This is a genomic window from Labrys sedimenti (assembly GCF_034424805.1).
Lineage (GTDB): Bacteria > Pseudomonadota > Alphaproteobacteria > Rhizobiales > Labraceae > Labrys > Labrys sedimenti.
On sequence record NZ_JAXOUF010000023.1, the window covers coordinates 43,199 to 58,197 of the forward strand.

Sequence of the window (14,999 nt, forward strand, 5' to 3'; positions counted from 1 at the left end):
CGGGCCCGCCCTAACTCCACCAACCGCGGGCGCGCCCCCGCCCGCCCAGCCCGACCGCGCCGCTTGGCGCGATGACCGCGCTCCGATTTACTCCGCCAGCTTTGCCATCAGCGCGTCGGAAAGCTCGAAATTGGCATAGACATGCTGAACGTCGTCATGGTCGTCGAGATTGTCGACCAGACGCATCAGCTTCTCGCCGGTTTCGTCGTCGACGGCGATCGTGTTCTGCGGGCGCCAGACCAGGCTGGATTTGCGGGCTTCGCCAAGCTGGGTCTCCAGGGCCTTGGTGACTTCGGCAAGGTTCTCGGCGGCGCAGATGAATTCATGACCGTCCTCGGAGGAGGCGCAGTCATCGGCGCCGGCTTCCAGCGCCGCTTCCAGCATGGCATCCGGCGAGCCCTTGTCCGCGTCGTACTCGACCACGCCGACACGGTCGAACATGAAGGACACCGCGCCCGTTTCGGCCAGATTGCCGCCGGCCTTGGTGAAATAGGAGCGTACATCGGAGGCGGTGCGATTACGGTTGTCGGTGAGGGCTTCCACGATCAGCGCCACGCCACCGGGCCCATAGCCCTCATAGCGGATCTCGTCATAGTTCTCGCCATCGGCGCCGGCGGCCTTCTTGATGGCGCGGTCGATATTGTCCTTGGGCATGTTCTCGGCGCGGGCGGCGAGAATGGCTGCGCGCAGGCGCGCATTCATGTTGGGATCGGGCAAGCCGAGCTTGGCCGCCACCGTGATTTCACGGGCGAGCTTGGAGAAGAGCTTGGAACGCTTTGCATCCTGCTTGCCCTTGCGGTGCATGATGTTGGCGAACTGGGAATGACCGGCCATGTGTCCTGCCTTGTGTCGATCTGGGGCTCAGCGAAGCGCGAGCTCAATGAATTGTGGCGCGGCTTATAGAAGCGGCGGCGAGAAAAATCCATCCCGGCTTGGCGACTCAGGCTGCGACCGCGAGATTTCTCGGGTTTTCTGGCTTATGCCTAGAAGCTTGTTGGCTTGGTTTTTGTGGCGAGCGCGCTGGCCTTGCCCCGGATCGTCGGAGAATCACTATGTCACGGACGCCGTCCGGCTCCCGCCATCCCCAGGCGAACGTCGATCTGATCGAGCAGGCCGTCGAACACGAGAGGCGAGACGAAAGCTCTCGCAATGAAGCGCTCGTCGAATTGCAGGTACGGGGCAGCCGGGAGGTCCTGGATGCCGCCATGAGACTCTGCCGTTCAGAGGATTCGATACGGCGTTTCGTCGGTGCGAGGATCTTGGGGGAACTCGGCCACGAACGCAGTTTTCCGAAGGAATGTTGCGACACCCTTGTGGAGCTTGCTCGCTCGGAGTCGGACCTGGAGGTACTGCGATGCACTTTGTTCTCGCTCGGCCATCTCGGCAATCTACGCTGCCAGCCCGATCTTATCCGCTTTGCCGACCACCTGGATCCTATTGTGCGTTATGCCGTGGCCTTCTCATTTGGTGAACCACAGAGCGAGGAGGCCGTTCAGGTTTTGCTGCGCCTCATGACGGACAAAGAAGAAGTTCGAGCCCGCGACTGGGCGACAAGGGCCGTGGCGCAGTCTGTGGCGGATGGTGAGGTCATTCGTGCCGCATTGCTGACAAATGCCATGGACGAGGATGAAATGGTGCGCGGCGAGGCCCTTCAGGGCCTCGCCCGGCGACGAGACCGCCGCGGTATCGCCCTGCTCGTGAAGGAACTGTCAGGCTCAAATGACAGGGGCGGCCATTTCGAAGATGCCGCGAAGATCTATCTTGATCTGGCGGGCGGGCAGGAGTTCGTTCCGGCCGATTTGGTCGCTCTCCTGCAGTCAGCGTCGGAATAGCGGCGCCTGCTGCGAACAGAGGTTACGGTCACCAAAACGCCGGCTCGGCCTGCGACAGCTTCCCGCCGATTCTCACCGGGGCGATCTTCAGCGCTAGGCCCGTACGGTCGTCGGTTTCCACGGCCAAGCCCGACAGGGTCGCCTCGCCGGTCGCCGGCTCGAAGCGCAGGCCCGGCGTCTTCTGGATGAAGCGGCGCACCGGCTCTTCCTTGTCCATGCCGAGCACGCTGTCATAGTCGCCGCACATGCCGGCATCCGACATATAGGCCGTGCCGTGGCTGAGGATCTGATGATCCGCCGTCGGCACATGGGTATGGGTGCCGATTACCAGGCTGGCGCGGCCGTCGGCGAAATGCCCGAGCGCCTGCTTTTCGCTGGTGGCTTCGGCGTGCACGTCCACCACCACGGCGTCGGCGCCGAGACCGAGGGGGCAGGCCGCGAGCTCGCGCTCGAGGGCTGCGAAGGGATCGTCGAGCGCATCCATATAGACCCGGCCCATCACCTGGATGACCAGCAGGCGGGTGCCGTTCTTCAGGTCCACCAGGGTGGCGCCGCGCCCCGGCGTACCCTTGGGATAATTGGCCGGACGGATCAGCCGCGGCGCCCGCTCGATGAAGACGAGGGCTTCGCGCTGGTCGAAGGAATGGTTGCCGAGCGTCACCACGTCGGCGCCCGCAGAGACCACTTCGTCGAAGATCGCCTCGGTCAGGCCGAAGCCGCCCGCGGCGTTCTCGCCATTGATGATAACCGCATCGAGCTTCCAGGCTTCGCGCAGGCCCGGCAGGCGTTCGATCACCGCATTGCGGCCAGTGCGGCCGACGATGTCGCCGAGAAAAAGGATGCGCATGCTAACGCCCCGTCACAGTGATGATTTCGTTTTCGGTGGCGATGGCATCGAGCGGCACGTCATGGTGCTCGGACGGCAGGAACGCGACTTCCTGGCAGGCGAAGGCATAGCCGAGGGTGAAGACGGGGTGAATCGCCCGCAATTGCGGAATGGTGCGGTCGTAGAAGCCCGCGCCATAGCCGATGCGGTAGCCGCGGCGGTCGAAGGCGACCGGGGGCACCAGCAGCACCTGGGGATGGACTTCTTCTGCCTCGGGCGCAGGCTCGGGAATGTTGTGGCGACCGACCACCAGGGGGTCGCCTGGCGCCCAGGCCCGGAAGGTGAGGGGGTGGCCATATTTCGGTGTGGTCGGCAGGGCGAGCCTGCGGCCCGTATGGTGCAGGCGTTCGGCGATCTCGTCCGGATGGATCTCGTCGCGAAAAGCCTGGTAGAGGCCGACGATGCCGCTGGTGTATTTCAGGCGACTGAAGGCGTGATGGGCGGCTCTCGCCGTTGCGGCCTGGCGCTGATGACCGCGGATCTCTGAGCGCGCCGCCATTGCCTTGTGGCGCAACTGGGTCTTGTGATCGGTGGAGGCCATTACACGCTTGAAAAGAGGAGGGAGCGGGCCACCTCGGCCGTTGGACGGTTCGATCCCGGGCGCCTACTGATGTAGGTGGGCGCCGTAATGTCCAAGCCCTCGAGCGAGAACAGTGACAGCTCCCTTGGGAGTCGTATGGCCCCGGGGATACAGTTGTCCTGACGAACCAGGCAGCACCGCACCGAGATAATAAGGGCGAGACGGTGCGAGCGCCAGAGGTCGATGAAAATATTGCTGGGAGCGCGGACCTGCCGGAATCGCAGGCATTCTCCTGCGATCCAGACTCCTGCGGATCCAGAAAATACGGGAAGCGCTAGACGCCGGTCTTCGACAAGGAATCGATCAGCTTCTCGACCCGGCTGGCGGCGTCGGTCAGGGCCTGCGTCACCCGCATCTGGGTCTGCTGCTCGCGCTGCAGCGCATTGTCGCGTGTCTGACGCAATTCGTCGAGATCATGCTGCAGGGAGGCCGCTCGTCGCTGCATTTCCGACAGTTCGTCTGCGACCATGATGCCCGCCATCACGGCAAGGCGCATGTCGCCGATCTCGCCGAAAGAGGAACGCAGGGCGTCGATCTTGGCATCGAGCTGACGACCGAGGCCGAGGAGGTGTTCCTCCTGACCCTCGTCACACGCCATGCGATAGGCGCGGCCCGCAATGGTGACGGATACATGCGCCATGCTAGCTGTCCTGGGGCTCAAGCACGTAGCGGATGGAATCCATCGCCTGGTCGAGGCGTCGCGATACGTCGCGATTGGCGGTTTCCATAGCAGCGAACCGTGCATAGCTCGCGTCGAGTTCCAGGGCCAGCCGGTTGCGATCCTCCGAGAGTGCCTGCACTTCGATGCGATGTCCGCCGATGGTGCGGTCGAGTTCCGCGCGATGGTCGGCGGCCTCCTCGAGCTGGGCCAGGGCCATATTCAATCGTTGCAAGGCTGCATCCACAGACAAGGGCTTACTCACTCTTTCCCTATGGCGGCATTCCATCGAATCATGACAGGGCCGCTCCGCGTTTTTGCTTAAATATCAAAGTATCGCGGTTTCGCCCCATGGCCAAGTGAAAGCCGCTGGCCTTCCCCTGATGATACCTCCTGCTTTCGATCGCCCCACTATTGGTTGCGCGAATTTCGGGCACAAGCCCTGGGATCATTGACAGTCGGGGATGAGGTGCTAAGAACCCACCGCTCTTTTTGCCAAATTCCGGCGAATTTCATCAGGAAACACTCCATGGCACTCACCGAAATGCAGAACCGCCTGGCCAACGCCATCCGTGGCTTGGCGATTGATGGGGTTGAGGCCGCCAAGTCCGGCCATCCCGGCATGCCCATGGGCATGGCCGATGTCGCCACCGTCCTGTTCACGCGTTTCCTGAAGTTCGATGCCGCCAATCCCCATTGGGCCGACCGCGATCGCTTCATCCTGTCGGCCGGCCACGGCTCGATGCTGCTCTATTCGCTGCTCTATCTGACCGGCGTCCCCGGCATGACGGTCGAGGAGCTCAAGCATTTCCGCCAGCTCGGCCACAAGACCCCCGGGCATCCGGAGAACTTCCACACCGTCGGCGTCGAGACCACCACCGGCCCGCTCGGCCAGGGCATCTCCACCGCCGTCGGCTTCGCCTTCGCCGAGAAGATGCTGGCCGCCCAGTTCGGCAAGAAGGTGGTCGACCACTACACCTATGTGATTGCTTCCGACGGCGATCTGATGGAAGGCGTCAGCCAGGAGGCGATCGCGCTCGCCGGCCACTACAAGCTCAACAAGATGATCGTCTTGTGGGATCACAACGGCATCTCCATTGATGGCCCGCTGACGCTTTCGGACTCGGTCGACCAGATCAAGCGCTTCCAGTCCGCCGGCTGGCGCGCCGTGAATGTCGACGGCCATGATCAGGACGCCATCGCTGCCGCCATCGCGGCCGCCCAGAAGTCGAACAAGCCGACGCTGATCGCCTGCAAGACCACCATTGGCTTCGGTTCGCCCCACCGCGCCGGTACTTCCAAGGCCCATGGCGAACCGCTGGGGCCGGAAGAAGCCAAGCTCTCCAAGGAAAATCTCGGCATCACCGGTGCGCCCTTCGAGGTGCCCGCCGACGTGCTCAAGGCCTGGCGCGAGGCCGGCTCGCGTGGCGCCGCAGACCGCAAGGGCTGGGAGGAACGCTTCGCGACCCTGTCCGAGCGCAAGCAGGCCGAGTTCACGCGCCGCATGGATCACGTGCGCCCCGCCAAGCTCGGCAAGGCCATCCTTGCCCACAAGAAGGCGCTTGCCGCCAACCCGACCGCGATGGCGACCCGCAAGTCGTCCGAAGCCGCCCTCAACGTCATCGTCGAGGTCATGCCGGAACTGGTGCTCGGCTCGGCCGACCTGACGCCCTCCAACAACACCAAGGCCAAGGGCCTGGTCGAGATCACGCCGAAGGACTTCAAGGGCCGCTACATCCATTGGGGCATCCGCGAGCACGGCATGGCCGCCGCGATGAACGGCATCTATCTGCATGGCGGCTTCGTGCCGGCCGGCGGCACCTTCTTCGTCTTCACCGACTATGCCCGCCCGGCCATCCGCCTGGCGGCGCTGATGGGCACCTGCCCGGTCTATGTCATGACCCATGACTCGATCGGCCTCGGCGAGGATGGCCCGACCCACCAGCCGGTCGAGCATCTGGCGGCGTGCCGCGCGATTCCGAACATGCGCGTGTTCCGCCCCTGCGACGCGATCGAGACCGCCGAATGCTGGCAGCTCGCCCTCGAGCGTACCAATGGCCCGACCATCCTGGCGCTGACCCGCCAGAACCTGCCGCTGCTGCGCGAAGCCACCTCGGCCAATCTGTGCGCCCAGGGCGCCTATGAGCTGGCCGGCTCCGGCGGCGGCAAGGCCGCGGTGACGTTGTTCGCCTCCGGTTCCGAGGTCGAGATCGCCATGAACGCCCGCGCCATCCTGAACCAGCGCGGCGTGCCGACCCGGGTGGTCTCGGTGCCTTCGCTGGAATTGCTCCTGGCACAGCCGGAAGAGGTCAAGGCCAAGATCATCGGCGACGCGCCGGTGAAGGTCGCCGTGGAAGCTGCCGTCCGCTTCGGCTGGGACGCCGTGATCGGCCCCGATGGCGGCTTCGTCGGCATGACCGGCTTCGGCGCCTCCGGTCCGATCAAGGACCTCTACAACCATTTTGGCATCACGGCGGAAGCCGTGGCCGAAACCGCCCTGCGCCGCCACAACGGCTGAGCATGAGCTGTAAACGGGCGGGGCGCGCACAAGTGCGCTCCGCTCTAACTCTTTGTTTTGACGCGTTTTCCTAATCGAGAAGTCGATCGGCTTTTCCGGAAAATGCTCTAGCTGAAGGCAGAGAAAGGAAATATCGGATGACAGTTCGTGTCGCCATCAACGGCTTCGGCCGCATCGGCCGCAACATCCTGCGCGCCATCGTCGAAGGCAAGCGCAAGGATATCGAGATCGTCGCCATCAACGACCTCGGGCCGGTGGAGACCAACGCCCATCTGCTGCGCTACGATTCGATCCACGGCATCTTCCCCGCCGAGGTGAAGGTCGAGGGCGATTCCATCGTCGTGCAGGGCAAGAAGATCAAGGTCACCGCGATCAAGGATCCGGCCCAGCTCCCGCACAAGGAGCTGAACATCGATATCGCGATGGAATGCACCGGCATCTTCACGTCCCGCGACAAGGCGGCCGCCCATCTCAAGGCCGGCGCCAAGCGTGTGATCGTCTCCGCGCCCTGCGACGGCGCCGACCTCACCGTGGTCTATGGCGTCAATCACCAGGACCTGACTGGGGATCACCTGGTCATCTCCAACGCCTCCTGCACCACCAACTGCCTGACGCCGGTGGCCAAGGTGCTGCACGATGCCTTTGGCATCGAGCGCGGCTTCATGACCACGATCCATTCCTACACCAACGACCAGCCTTCGCTGGACCAGATGCACAAGGATCTCTACCGCGCCCGCGCCGCGGCGCTGTCGATGATCCCGACCTCGACCGGTGCTGCCAAGGCCGTCGGTCTGGTGATGCCCGAGCTCAAGGGCCGTCTCGACGGCACCTCGGTCCGCGTGCCCACGCCGAACGTCTCGGTGGTCGATCTCAAGATCAACACCAAGAAGAAGACCAGCGTCGAGAAGGTCAACGAGGCCATCATCAAGGCTTCCAAGCGCGGCCCGCTCAAGGGCGTGCTGGCCTATACCGACGAGCCGCTGGTGAGCCGCGACTTCAACCACAACCCGGCTTCCTCGATCTTCGCGCTCGACCAGACCAAGGTCATCGACGAGAAGTTCGTGCGCATCCTGACCTGGTACGACAATGAGTGGGGCTTCTCGAATCGCATGGCCGACACGGCGGTGCATTTTGCCAGCCTGATCTGAGTTCGGCGCTCAGCTGAACTGAAGACGGCGCTCCGGACAACCGGGGCGCCGTTTTCATTTCGGGTTATGGTATGCTCGAGAAGTCGCCAGGAGGGCGTGCTTCATGGGAGATATGTTGCCGGGGCTGTTGAGCATCGTGGCCTTGCTGGCCTTCCTGCTCCTCGCATTTCGTCAGGCCCTGCCGTTCAATGCCAGGACGCGCGAGCGCAGCGAGATCAACAAGCATAGCGGGACGATACATGGCGCCGAAGACGGCGGCTGAGGTGCCGTAGGTAACTGCGCCACCTTTTGTTTTGCTTAGCCTCCACGCCCGGAATTGCCGGTGTCCGGTACCGGTTGCTTGCCCCCGAGCGGGAGGCTGTGATTGACTGGTGCTGCAAGCGGCATGGGAAGAGGAGTACAGCCATATGGCTCGGCGAGGCATCTGGTTGATCGTTCTGATCTTCGCCGTTTTGAGCCCGGGGGCGGCTCGAGCCAGTTCCGATGGTGGCTGCGAGCCGAGCTGGACGATCGCGGGAACCGAATCGAATGGTTGCAGCAATCTCGCCGTCCTGCAGCCCGGCAACGATACGCGAGCCAATCTGCTGCTCCTGCTGGGCGAGCAGGGCGATGCGCCGCTCGCACCAACCCGGCCGAATGAGGATGGCGCCAGCAAGGCACTGGCGGCGCCAAGTGATTGGGCGACCTTCCGAAGCACGCTGTACCCGTCCGCTTCGATCGGCGGCAATGGGCTCTATGCCGCGGGCGAGGGCTCGCGCTGCCGCAGCAACGATGCCGGTGCAGCCGATTTCGTGGAGGCCCTCAAGGCAGAGCAGGGCGTGACGGCGGGCGAAAGGGACGAACTCATCGCCGCCCGGCAGGGCCTGCGGCCGGATTGCACCGGAGCCAATGCCGGCCAGCAGGCCGTTGTGGCCGCAGCCGAACATGCGCAGTCGCCTTTGGCCAAGGACTTTGCCGCCTATCTCATGGGGGCGGCGGCCTTCTATGCCGGCGACTTCGGCGCCGCCACCCAGCATTTTTCAGCCTTGAGCGGCTCTGCCCAGGCTTGGCTGCGGGAGAGCGGGCGCTATCTCCTGGGCCGCGTCGAGGTGAACCATCTGCAGGCCGGTGCCTTTGACGAGTATGGCAACCTCAAGGATGTCCCGCAGCGGGATGCCGGCAAGGCAACCGAAGCGGAAAAGGCCCTGCAGGACTATCTGGCCGCCTATCCGAACGGGCGCTATGCCGCTTCCGCGCGCGGACTGCTGCGCCGCGTCTATTGGATCAGCGGGGCCAATGCCAAGCTGCTCGCCGACTATGAGCGGCTCTTGGGGCAGAAGGCGAGCGAGCGGGGCATTTCCGATGCCGATCTCGCCCAGGAGCTGGACATCAAGCTGCTGCCCCTGCTGGGGGCGGAGCAGGTGCGTTCCCCCGTGCTGCTGGCGATCCTGGACTTGGTCCGCATGCGCAAGGATGGCGCCCTCAGCGGTGAGGCCTGCTGCAGCAAGGCCCTTACCCTGAACGAGCTGAACGGGCAGCGCGAATTCTTCGCGGGCAAGACGGACCTGTTCGACTATCTCTTGGCTTCCTATCAGTTCCATGTCGCCCGCCAGCCGCGTGCCGTGTTGGACCTGATTGCGGACCGGGCACGCCAGAATAGCTACACCAATCTCGAATTCAGCCGGCAGGTGCTGCGCGGTGCGGCACTGGATGCCGTGAAGGACCGCAATGCCCGCGGCTTTTGGCTCGATCTCGTCGAGGGAGCGAGCCTAACCAGCCAGCGTGTCGTCATCGAGCTTGCCCTGGCCCTGTATGACGAGCGGGCAGGCAAGCCCGAACGGCTCTTCGAGCCAGCCTCGCCAGTCAGCAACCAGACCATCCGGCGAACCTTGCTGCGCTACAGCGCCGGCCCCGAATTGCTGCGCCGCCAGACAAAGGATACCGCTGCCTCGCCGGCCGAGCGTGCGACCGCCCTGTACGTGCTTCTCTACCGCGACCTTACCCGCGGTGCCTACAAGGCCTTTCCGGAGGATTTGGCTTTGGTCCCCACTGATGCCAAGGTCCAAGCGGATGCCGATGATGCTGAAGGCGCCCCCCCACCCTCCGCGGATGTGTTCGCCAAACCGCAAACGGCGTCGGATTTCGCCTGCCCGGACCTCAAGAGCAGCGTTGCGACGCTGGCTGCCAATCCACGCGACATCGGGGCGCGCCTGTGTTTGGGCGAGTTCATCCGCCTCAACGGCCTCGACCATGATTTCCTCGACGCACCGCCGGCCAAGGATGAGCTCGGCGGCAAGGGGGTACAGTTTCCCGGCCGGAAATTCTCGCGGCTCGAAGCGTATCGCTCCATTGCCGACTCAGCGGGGGCGACATCCGATCAGAAGGCTTATTCCCTCTATCGTGCCATCTGGTGCTTCGCGCCAACGAGCAAGAATGGCTGCGACGACAGCGTGGTGCCCGTCGCCCAGCGAAAGGCTTGGTTCCAGAAATTGAAACGCGATTATCCGCAATCGAACTGGGCGCAGTCTCTCGAATATTACTGGTAGACATGCAGCGCTCGGCGTGGGCCCTCGCGGTATTCCTGGCGGTCGCCGGCCGTGTAGCCGCGGCGGAGGCTCCCGTCGATATCGGCCGCTATCATAGCTTCTGGCTGTGGGCGGGGGTGAAGACGCAGCCGGCCCTGGCGCGAGCGCGCGAACTCTATTTGCTCGGCTCGGAGGTCGGTGCCCGGGAGCCGATTCGTCTCCTGTCCCGGCGAAGTGCCGTTCCGCGTCTTCCCGATACGCCGCTATGGCTGGTGGTACGCGTCGATACCCTGGCCTGGCCGCCCGAGATCTATACCCAGGTCCTGGCCCAGCTCGGGCGCTGGCGAGCAGCGGGCAATCGTGTCATCGGCCTGCAGATCGATTTCGATGCCCGTACGCGCCACCTGGAGAGCTACGCTTCCTTCCTCGCGGGCCTGCGCCGCCAATTGCCGGCCGAATACAGGCTCGGCATTACCGGCCTGATGGACTGGAGCAGCAATGGCGATCCCAAAGGGCTTGAAGCGCTCGGCGGTACCGTCGACGAAGTGATCATCCAGACCTATCAGGGCCGCCGAACGATCCCCGGCTATGCCGCCTATCTTTCGCGCCTGAGCCGGCTGCAGATGCCCTTCCGCATCGGTCTGGTGCAGGCCGGCGACTGGCAGGAGCCACCTGGCCTGGCAGCCAATCCCTGGTTTCGCGGCTATGTCGTGTTCCTGCAGAATCCGGCGCGGCGTTGATCTCGGGATCGTGCGGTTGCCTTCGTTCAATGAGATGTCGCGCCGCCGGCGGACCGACACTCACCGGCAGATCTAGCAAGATGCTCGGAGCGCGCTGCGCGTGACTCAGGGGGCTGGTCCCGCCGATATCCGGCGAGGAAGAGACGAACACCGCTTTCGATCACGCGGTCGATCTCGGCATCGCTGACGGGCTGGGCGGCGAGCACTTCGCGCAGGTGCAAATTGCCGTGGACCAGGCTCAGGAATTGCTGTGCGGCGAGGTCGGGATCGGGGACGGCCAGGCAGCCTTGCGCGCTTCGGGCCGCAATGTAGCCCGACAGTCTTTCGAGCAGGACCCTGGCGCCATGTTCATAGATGATGCGGCCGAGATGGGGAAAGCGTGCCGACACGCAGATCAGCGAGCGATAGATTTCCCTTGCGCGGTTCGAACCGAACAAGCCGACATAGTTGCGCGCCACTTGCAGCAGGACCGCTTCCATGTCGGTCGATCCGATCGTCCTGCACCAGATTTCGACCGCGGCGGCAGCCATCTCCTGGACGACGAGCGATGCGAACAATTCCTCCTTGCTGGCGAACAGGCCGAGCGCCTTCGCCTCGGTAATGCCGGCACTCGCGGCGATCTCCTCCAGGCTCACGGCGTCGTAGGGCCTGGTGAAGAACTTCCTTCGGGCGGCGCGCAGCAAGTGCCGGGCGCAGGCGATCGAATCGTCATTGCTCTTCATCGGGATGAATGGGGAGAATAAATCGGAGTTGAGATCTGCAGCCACGGTCGAGTTCCTTCACAGCCTCGCGAGCCATCGGCTTCGCGTTGGAATTTATATCGCAATACGATATAAATGTCATTTCCAAACGCTGGTGCAATGGTCATGGAGGCGACGATGGTTTCGATCCTGTTTTCAGGAAAGCGAGTTCAAGACTGGCTGCTGGTGCTGGTGGCGCTCGCCTTGTTCGGCGCGCCCTGGCTGGCCGGGTTCCGGACGATGCCGGTGCCGACCTGGCATGCCTGGACCATGGCCTTCCTGCTCGCCTATCTGGCCTTCGCCGCCCTGAGCGAGTTCAGGCAATGGGAGGAATGGGTCACGATGGCCCTGGGGGCCTGGCTCATCCTGGCGCCATGGGCCCTGGGCTTCGCATCGAACATGGGTGCCGAGCGCACCCATTGGCTGGCCGGCGGGCTGGTGGTGGTGATCTCGCTGGCGGCGGAGTGGCGTTTTCGTCATGCGAAGACGAATTGAGACGAGCCGGACTTCATGCCGGCCGCGGACGCAGGGAAGGATATCCTGATGGAATATCGTCTCGAAAAGATTCACATCGATGGCCAGGCGGACCGGTTCGCCACCATCGTCGAGCGCCTCAACGAATATGCGGCACAGGGATGGCGGGTCGTGAGCATCGATCTCAGGGCCCATCCATCCTTCACGGCTGAAGACCTGCCCGTATTGCTCGAACGCAGGAAGGGGTGAGAACGCGTTGCCCGATGCGCCTGCCTTGACCAGCCGATCTGCCTGTATCGCGCTGCCTGGCCGGGCGCAGCAATTTCAGCCTGTCCTTCGCGTTCACCGCTTTATCGATCCGTCGGCTTGCTCTATTGCTCGCCGGTGATTTTGTGAGGCGGGCGGGGTGTGCTAGGGCGTGTGTTCGGTATGGGTTGGTGCCAATCCATGCTGACGCCCTGGGCACCTTGCCGAAAACAGATGGACAGGACAGGCATGAGCGCTTTTCGCACCCTCGACGACGTGAATGTGGAAAACAAGCGCGTTCTGGTCCGCGTCGACCTGAACGTCCCGATGGAGAATGGCGTCGTCGGCGACGCCACCCGCATCGAGCGCATCATCCCCACCATCCTGGAACTCGCCCGTGCCAAGGCCAAGGTCATTCTGCTCGCCCATTTCGGCCGGCCCAAGGGCGTGGACCCCAAGGAGAGCCTGAAGCCGGTTGCCGCCAAGCTCGCCGAGATCGCCAAGCGGCCCGTCGCCTTTGCCGAGGATTGCATCGGCGAGGCCGCGGCCAAGGCGGTCGCGGCGATGCAGCCGGGCGACATCCTCTGCCTGGAGAACACCCGTTTCCATCCGGGCGAAGAAAAGAACGATCCCGACTTCGTCAAGGCGCTGGCGGCCAATGGCGACATCTGGGTGAATGATGCCTTCTCGGCCGCCCACCGCGCCCATGCCTCCACCGAGGGCCTCGGGCACGTTCTGCCCGCCTATGCCGGCCGCACCATGCAGGCCGAGATCGAGGCGCTGTCGCGTGCGCTCGAACAGCCCAAGCGCCCGGTCGTCGCCGTAGTCGGTGGCGCCAAGGTCTCCACCAAGCTCGAGCTTCTCGGCAATCTCGTCGCCAAGGTCGATGCCCTCATCATCGGCGGCGGCATGGCCAACACCTTCCTGCACGCGCAGGGTGTCGGCGTGGGCAAATCGCTGGCCGAGCGTGACCTTGCCGATACTGCACGCTCCATCCTCGCCAAGGCTGAGAAAGCCAATTGCGCCATCATCCTGCCCGTTGACGCCGTGGTGGCCTATCATTTCGCCGCCGATGCGCCGAACCATGCCTATGGCCTCGATTCGATCCCGCTCGACGGCATGATCCTCGATGCCGGCCCACAATCGGTGGAGCGCATCAAGGGCGCCATCGACGAGGCTGAGACGCTGGTGTGGAACGGCCCGCTGGGCGCTTTCGAGCTGCATCCCTTCGACCACGGCACGGTGGCCGCCGCCAAGCATGTCGCGGCGCGCACCAAGGCCGGCAAGCTGCTTTCGGTTGCCGGCGGCGGTGACACGGTGGCGGCGCTCAACCATGCCAAGGTGGCCGACCAGTTCTCCTATGTCTCGACGGCGGGCGGTGCCTTCCTCGAATGGCTGGAGGGCAAGCCGCTGCCGGGCGTGGAGATCCTGCGCGCCTGAACGGCGTCGTACGGCTCGCCACCCACGCCGACCGTCTCGGAGATCTCGCAATGGCACGCATCACTCTTCGCCAGCTGCTCGACCATGCCGCCGAGCACGGCTATGGCGTCCCTGCCTTCAACATCAACAATATGGAGCAGGTAATCGCCATCATGGAGGCCGCCAAGGCCACCGGCTCGCCGGTGATCATGCAGGCCTCCCGCGGGGCGCGCCAATATGCCAACGACATCATGTTGACCAAGATGATGGACGCGGCGGTCGAGATCTATCCCGACATCCCGGTCTGCGTGCATCAAGATCATGGCAACAACGAAGCGACCTGCCTGACCGCCATCCAGGCCGGCTTCACCTCGGTGATGATGGACGGCTCGCTCAAGGAGGACGGCAAGACGCCGGCCGACTATGCCTATAATGCCGGCATCACCCGCCGCGTCGTCGACATGGCCCATTGGGTCGGCGCCTCGGTGGAGGGCGAACTCGGCGTGCTCGGCAGCCTGGAAAGCGGCATGAGCGAAGCCGAGGACGGCCACGGCGCCGAAGGCGAGCTCTCGCATGACCTGCTGCTCACCGATCCAGACGAGGCGGTGAGGTTTGCCAAGGATACCAAGGTCGATGCGCTTGCCATCGCCATGGGCACTTCGCACGGCGCCTACAAGTTCTCACGCAAGCCCGATGGCGCCATCCTGGCGATGAACGTCATCAAGGAGATCAACCAGCGCATGCCCGAGATGCACCTGGTCATGCATGGCTCGTCCTCGGTGCCGCAGGAACTCCAGGACATCATCAACAAATATGGCGGCGAGATGCCGCAGACCTGGGGCGTGCCGGTGGAGGAAATCCAGCTCGGCATCAAGCATGGCGTGCGCAAGGTGAATATCGATACCGATTGCCGCATGGCGATCACCGGCCAGATCCGCCGCATCTTTGCCGAAAATCCGGGCGAATTTGATCCGCGCAAATATCTGAAACCCGCCCAGGATGCGATGATCAAGCTGTGCAAGCAGCGCTATGAGGAATTCGGCACGGCCGGCCAGGCTGCCAAGATCAAGGTCATTCCGCTTCACGAGATGGCCAAGGGCTACAAGGCCGGCAAGCTCGAGCCGAAATTCGCTTGAGCGGTTCAGGAAAAAAGCTTCGCGTTTCCCCGCCAATGCGAAGCGATGACGAAACCTTACAGCATCGGCGCCGATTCCGGGATCGGCCCCGATGCCGTAGCGAGAAGAAGGATTCCCG

General features: G+C 63.9%; 16 protein-coding genes and 1 other RNA gene. 10 read left to right on the forward strand and 7 right to left on the reverse strand.

The genetic code is table 11. From position 1 onward, the window contains the following. Positions 1 to 87: 87 nt before the first annotated feature. A complete protein-coding gene (locus tag U1R88_RS31270; protein WP_322434811.1) occupies positions 88 to 834 on the reverse strand; it encodes a YebC/PmpR family DNA-binding transcriptional regulator in 747 nt (248 codons plus the stop codon). Between the two features lie 218 nt (positions 835 to 1,052). On the opposite strand from U1R88_RS31270, the gene U1R88_RS31275 reads away from it, so the two are divergent. Continuing rightward, the gene (locus U1R88_RS31275; RefSeq protein ID WP_322434812.1) at positions 1,053 to 1,832 is read left to right on the forward strand and encodes a HEAT repeat domain-containing protein; all 780 of its coding nucleotides are present in this window, start codon (positions 1,053 to 1,055) and stop codon (positions 1,830 to 1,832) included. 28 nt (positions 1,833 to 1,860) lie between these two features. Here U1R88_RS31275 and U1R88_RS31280 read toward each other — a convergent pair whose 3' ends face one another. The 5 genes from U1R88_RS31280 to U1R88_RS31300 all read right to left on the reverse strand — a co-directional run bounded on the left by U1R88_RS31280 (position 1,861) and on the right by U1R88_RS31300 (position 4,191). Beyond that, complete coding sequence (locus U1R88_RS31280; protein WP_322434813.1) at positions 1,861 to 2,679, reverse strand: TIGR00282 family metallophosphoesterase; 819 nt, start codon at positions 2,677 to 2,679, stop codon at positions 1,861 to 1,863. 1 nt (position 2,680) lies between these two features. Then, positions 2,681 to 3,259, reverse strand: coding sequence for a 5-formyltetrahydrofolate cyclo-ligase (locus tag U1R88_RS31285; RefSeq protein ID WP_322434814.1), 579 nt, complete (start codon positions 3,257 to 3,259; stop codon positions 2,681 to 2,683). A 22-nt stretch (positions 3,260 to 3,281) separates the two neighbouring features. Beyond that, positions 3,282 to 3,439: non-coding RNA, 6S RNA (gene ssrS / locus U1R88_RS31290), on the reverse strand. A gap of 133 nt (positions 3,440 to 3,572) precedes the next feature. Further along, positions 3,573 to 3,938, reverse strand: a complete 366-nt coding sequence (locus U1R88_RS31295; protein WP_068285691.1) for a cell division protein ZapA — start codon at positions 3,936 to 3,938, stop codon at positions 3,573 to 3,575. 1 nt (position 3,939) lies between these two features. Next, entirely contained in the window at positions 3,940 to 4,191 is a 252-nt protein-coding gene (locus U1R88_RS31300) for a DUF4164 family protein (protein WP_371260309.1), read from the reverse strand. Positions 4,192 to 4,485: 294 nt separating this feature from the next. Here U1R88_RS31300 and tkt point away from each other — a divergent pair, with 294 nt between their 5' ends. From tkt to U1R88_RS31325, 5 genes are all read left to right on the forward strand, one after another. Further along, the gene (gene tkt / locus U1R88_RS31305; protein ID WP_322434815.1) at positions 4,486 to 6,474 is read left to right on the forward strand and encodes a transketolase; all 1,989 of its coding nucleotides are present in this window, start codon (positions 4,486 to 4,488) and stop codon (positions 6,472 to 6,474) included. 137 nt (positions 6,475 to 6,611) lie between these two features. Beyond that, a complete protein-coding gene (gene gap / locus U1R88_RS31310; protein WP_322434816.1) occupies positions 6,612 to 7,622 on the forward strand; it encodes a type I glyceraldehyde-3-phosphate dehydrogenase in 1,011 nt (336 codons plus the stop codon). 103 nt (positions 7,623 to 7,725) lie between these two features. Next, a complete protein-coding gene (locus U1R88_RS31315; RefSeq protein ID WP_322434817.1) occupies positions 7,726 to 7,884 on the forward strand; it encodes a hypothetical protein in 159 nt (52 codons plus the stop codon). Positions 7,885 to 8,029: 145 nt separating this feature from the next. After that, positions 8,030 to 10,147 (forward strand): tetratricopeptide repeat protein, encoded by a 2,118-nt coding sequence (locus tag U1R88_RS31320; protein WP_322434818.1) that lies wholly within the window; start codon positions 8,030 to 8,032, stop codon positions 10,145 to 10,147. A 2-nt stretch (positions 10,148 to 10,149) separates the two neighbouring features. Next, complete coding sequence (locus tag U1R88_RS31325) at positions 10,150 to 10,866, forward strand: DUF3142 domain-containing protein (protein WP_322434819.1); 717 nt, start codon at positions 10,150 to 10,152, stop codon at positions 10,864 to 10,866. A 26-nt stretch (positions 10,867 to 10,892) separates the two neighbouring features. Here U1R88_RS31325 and U1R88_RS31330 read toward each other — a convergent pair whose 3' ends face one another. After that, positions 10,893 to 11,633 (reverse strand): TetR/AcrR family transcriptional regulator, encoded by a 741-nt coding sequence (locus U1R88_RS31330; RefSeq protein WP_322434820.1) that lies wholly within the window; start codon positions 11,631 to 11,633, stop codon positions 10,893 to 10,895. A 111-nt stretch (positions 11,634 to 11,744) separates the two neighbouring features. Between U1R88_RS31330 and U1R88_RS31335 the strand changes: the two genes are divergently transcribed. From U1R88_RS31335 to fba, 4 genes are all read left to right on the forward strand, one after another. After that, the gene (locus tag U1R88_RS31335) at positions 11,745 to 12,101 is read left to right on the forward strand and encodes an SPW repeat protein (RefSeq protein ID WP_068285930.1); all 357 of its coding nucleotides are present in this window, start codon (positions 11,745 to 11,747) and stop codon (positions 12,099 to 12,101) included. 48 nt (positions 12,102 to 12,149) lie between these two features. Next, a complete protein-coding gene (locus U1R88_RS31340) occupies positions 12,150 to 12,329 on the forward strand; it encodes a DUF4177 domain-containing protein (RefSeq protein ID WP_322434821.1) in 180 nt (59 codons plus the stop codon). Between the two features lie 246 nt (positions 12,330 to 12,575). Continuing rightward, the gene (locus U1R88_RS31345) at positions 12,576 to 13,766 is read left to right on the forward strand and encodes a phosphoglycerate kinase (RefSeq protein ID WP_068285932.1); all 1,191 of its coding nucleotides are present in this window, start codon (positions 12,576 to 12,578) and stop codon (positions 13,764 to 13,766) included. 50 nt (positions 13,767 to 13,816) lie between these two features. Continuing rightward, entirely contained in the window at positions 13,817 to 14,881 is a 1,065-nt protein-coding gene (gene fba, locus U1R88_RS31350; protein WP_322434822.1) for a class II fructose-bisphosphate aldolase, read from the forward strand. Positions 14,882 to 14,999 lie beyond the last annotated feature (118 nt).

Excerpts from the sequence above, each read along its gene's own strand:
- U1R88_RS31345 (WP_068285932.1), top strand. The coding sequence starts at position 12,576 with ATGAGCGCTTTTCGCACCCTCGACGACGTGAATGTGGAAAACAAGCGC.
- U1R88_RS31320 (WP_322434818.1), top strand. The coding sequence starts at position 8,030 with ATGGCTCGGCGAGGCATCTGGTTGATCGTTCTGATCTTCGCCGTTTTG.
- U1R88_RS31280 (WP_322434813.1), bottom strand. The coding sequence starts at position 2,679 with ATGCGCATCCTTTTTCTCGGCGACATCGTCGGCCGCACTGGCCGCAAT.
- gap (WP_322434816.1), top strand. The coding sequence starts at position 6,612 with ATGACAGTTCGTGTCGCCATCAACGGCTTCGGCCGCATCGGCCGCAAC.
- U1R88_RS31315 (WP_322434817.1), top strand. The coding sequence starts at position 7,726 with ATGGGAGATATGTTGCCGGGGCTGTTGAGCATCGTGGCCTTGCTGGCC.
- tkt (WP_322434815.1), top strand. The coding sequence starts at position 4,486 with ATGGCACTCACCGAAATGCAGAACCGCCTGGCCAACGCCATCCGTGGC.
- U1R88_RS31270 (WP_322434811.1), bottom strand. The coding sequence starts at position 834 with ATGGCCGGTCATTCCCAGTTCGCCAACATCATGCACCGCAAGGGCAAG.
- U1R88_RS31340 (WP_322434821.1), top strand. The coding sequence starts at position 12,150 with ATGGAATATCGTCTCGAAAAGATTCACATCGATGGCCAGGCGGACCGG.
- U1R88_RS31295 (WP_068285691.1), bottom strand. The coding sequence starts at position 3,938 with ATGGCGCATGTATCCGTCACCATTGCGGGCCGCGCCTATCGCATGGCG.
- U1R88_RS31325 (WP_322434819.1), top strand. The coding sequence starts at position 10,150 with ATGCAGCGCTCGGCGTGGGCCCTCGCGGTATTCCTGGCGGTCGCCGGC.
- U1R88_RS31275 (WP_322434812.1), top strand. The coding sequence starts at position 1,053 with ATGTCACGGACGCCGTCCGGCTCCCGCCATCCCCAGGCGAACGTCGAT.
- U1R88_RS31285 (WP_322434814.1), bottom strand. The coding sequence starts at position 3,259 with ATGGCCTCCACCGATCACAAGACCCAGTTGCGCCACAAGGCAATGGCG.
- U1R88_RS31335 (WP_068285930.1), top strand. The coding sequence starts at position 11,745 with ATGGTTTCGATCCTGTTTTCAGGAAAGCGAGTTCAAGACTGGCTGCTG.
- fba (WP_322434822.1), top strand. The coding sequence starts at position 13,817 with ATGGCACGCATCACTCTTCGCCAGCTGCTCGACCATGCCGCCGAGCAC.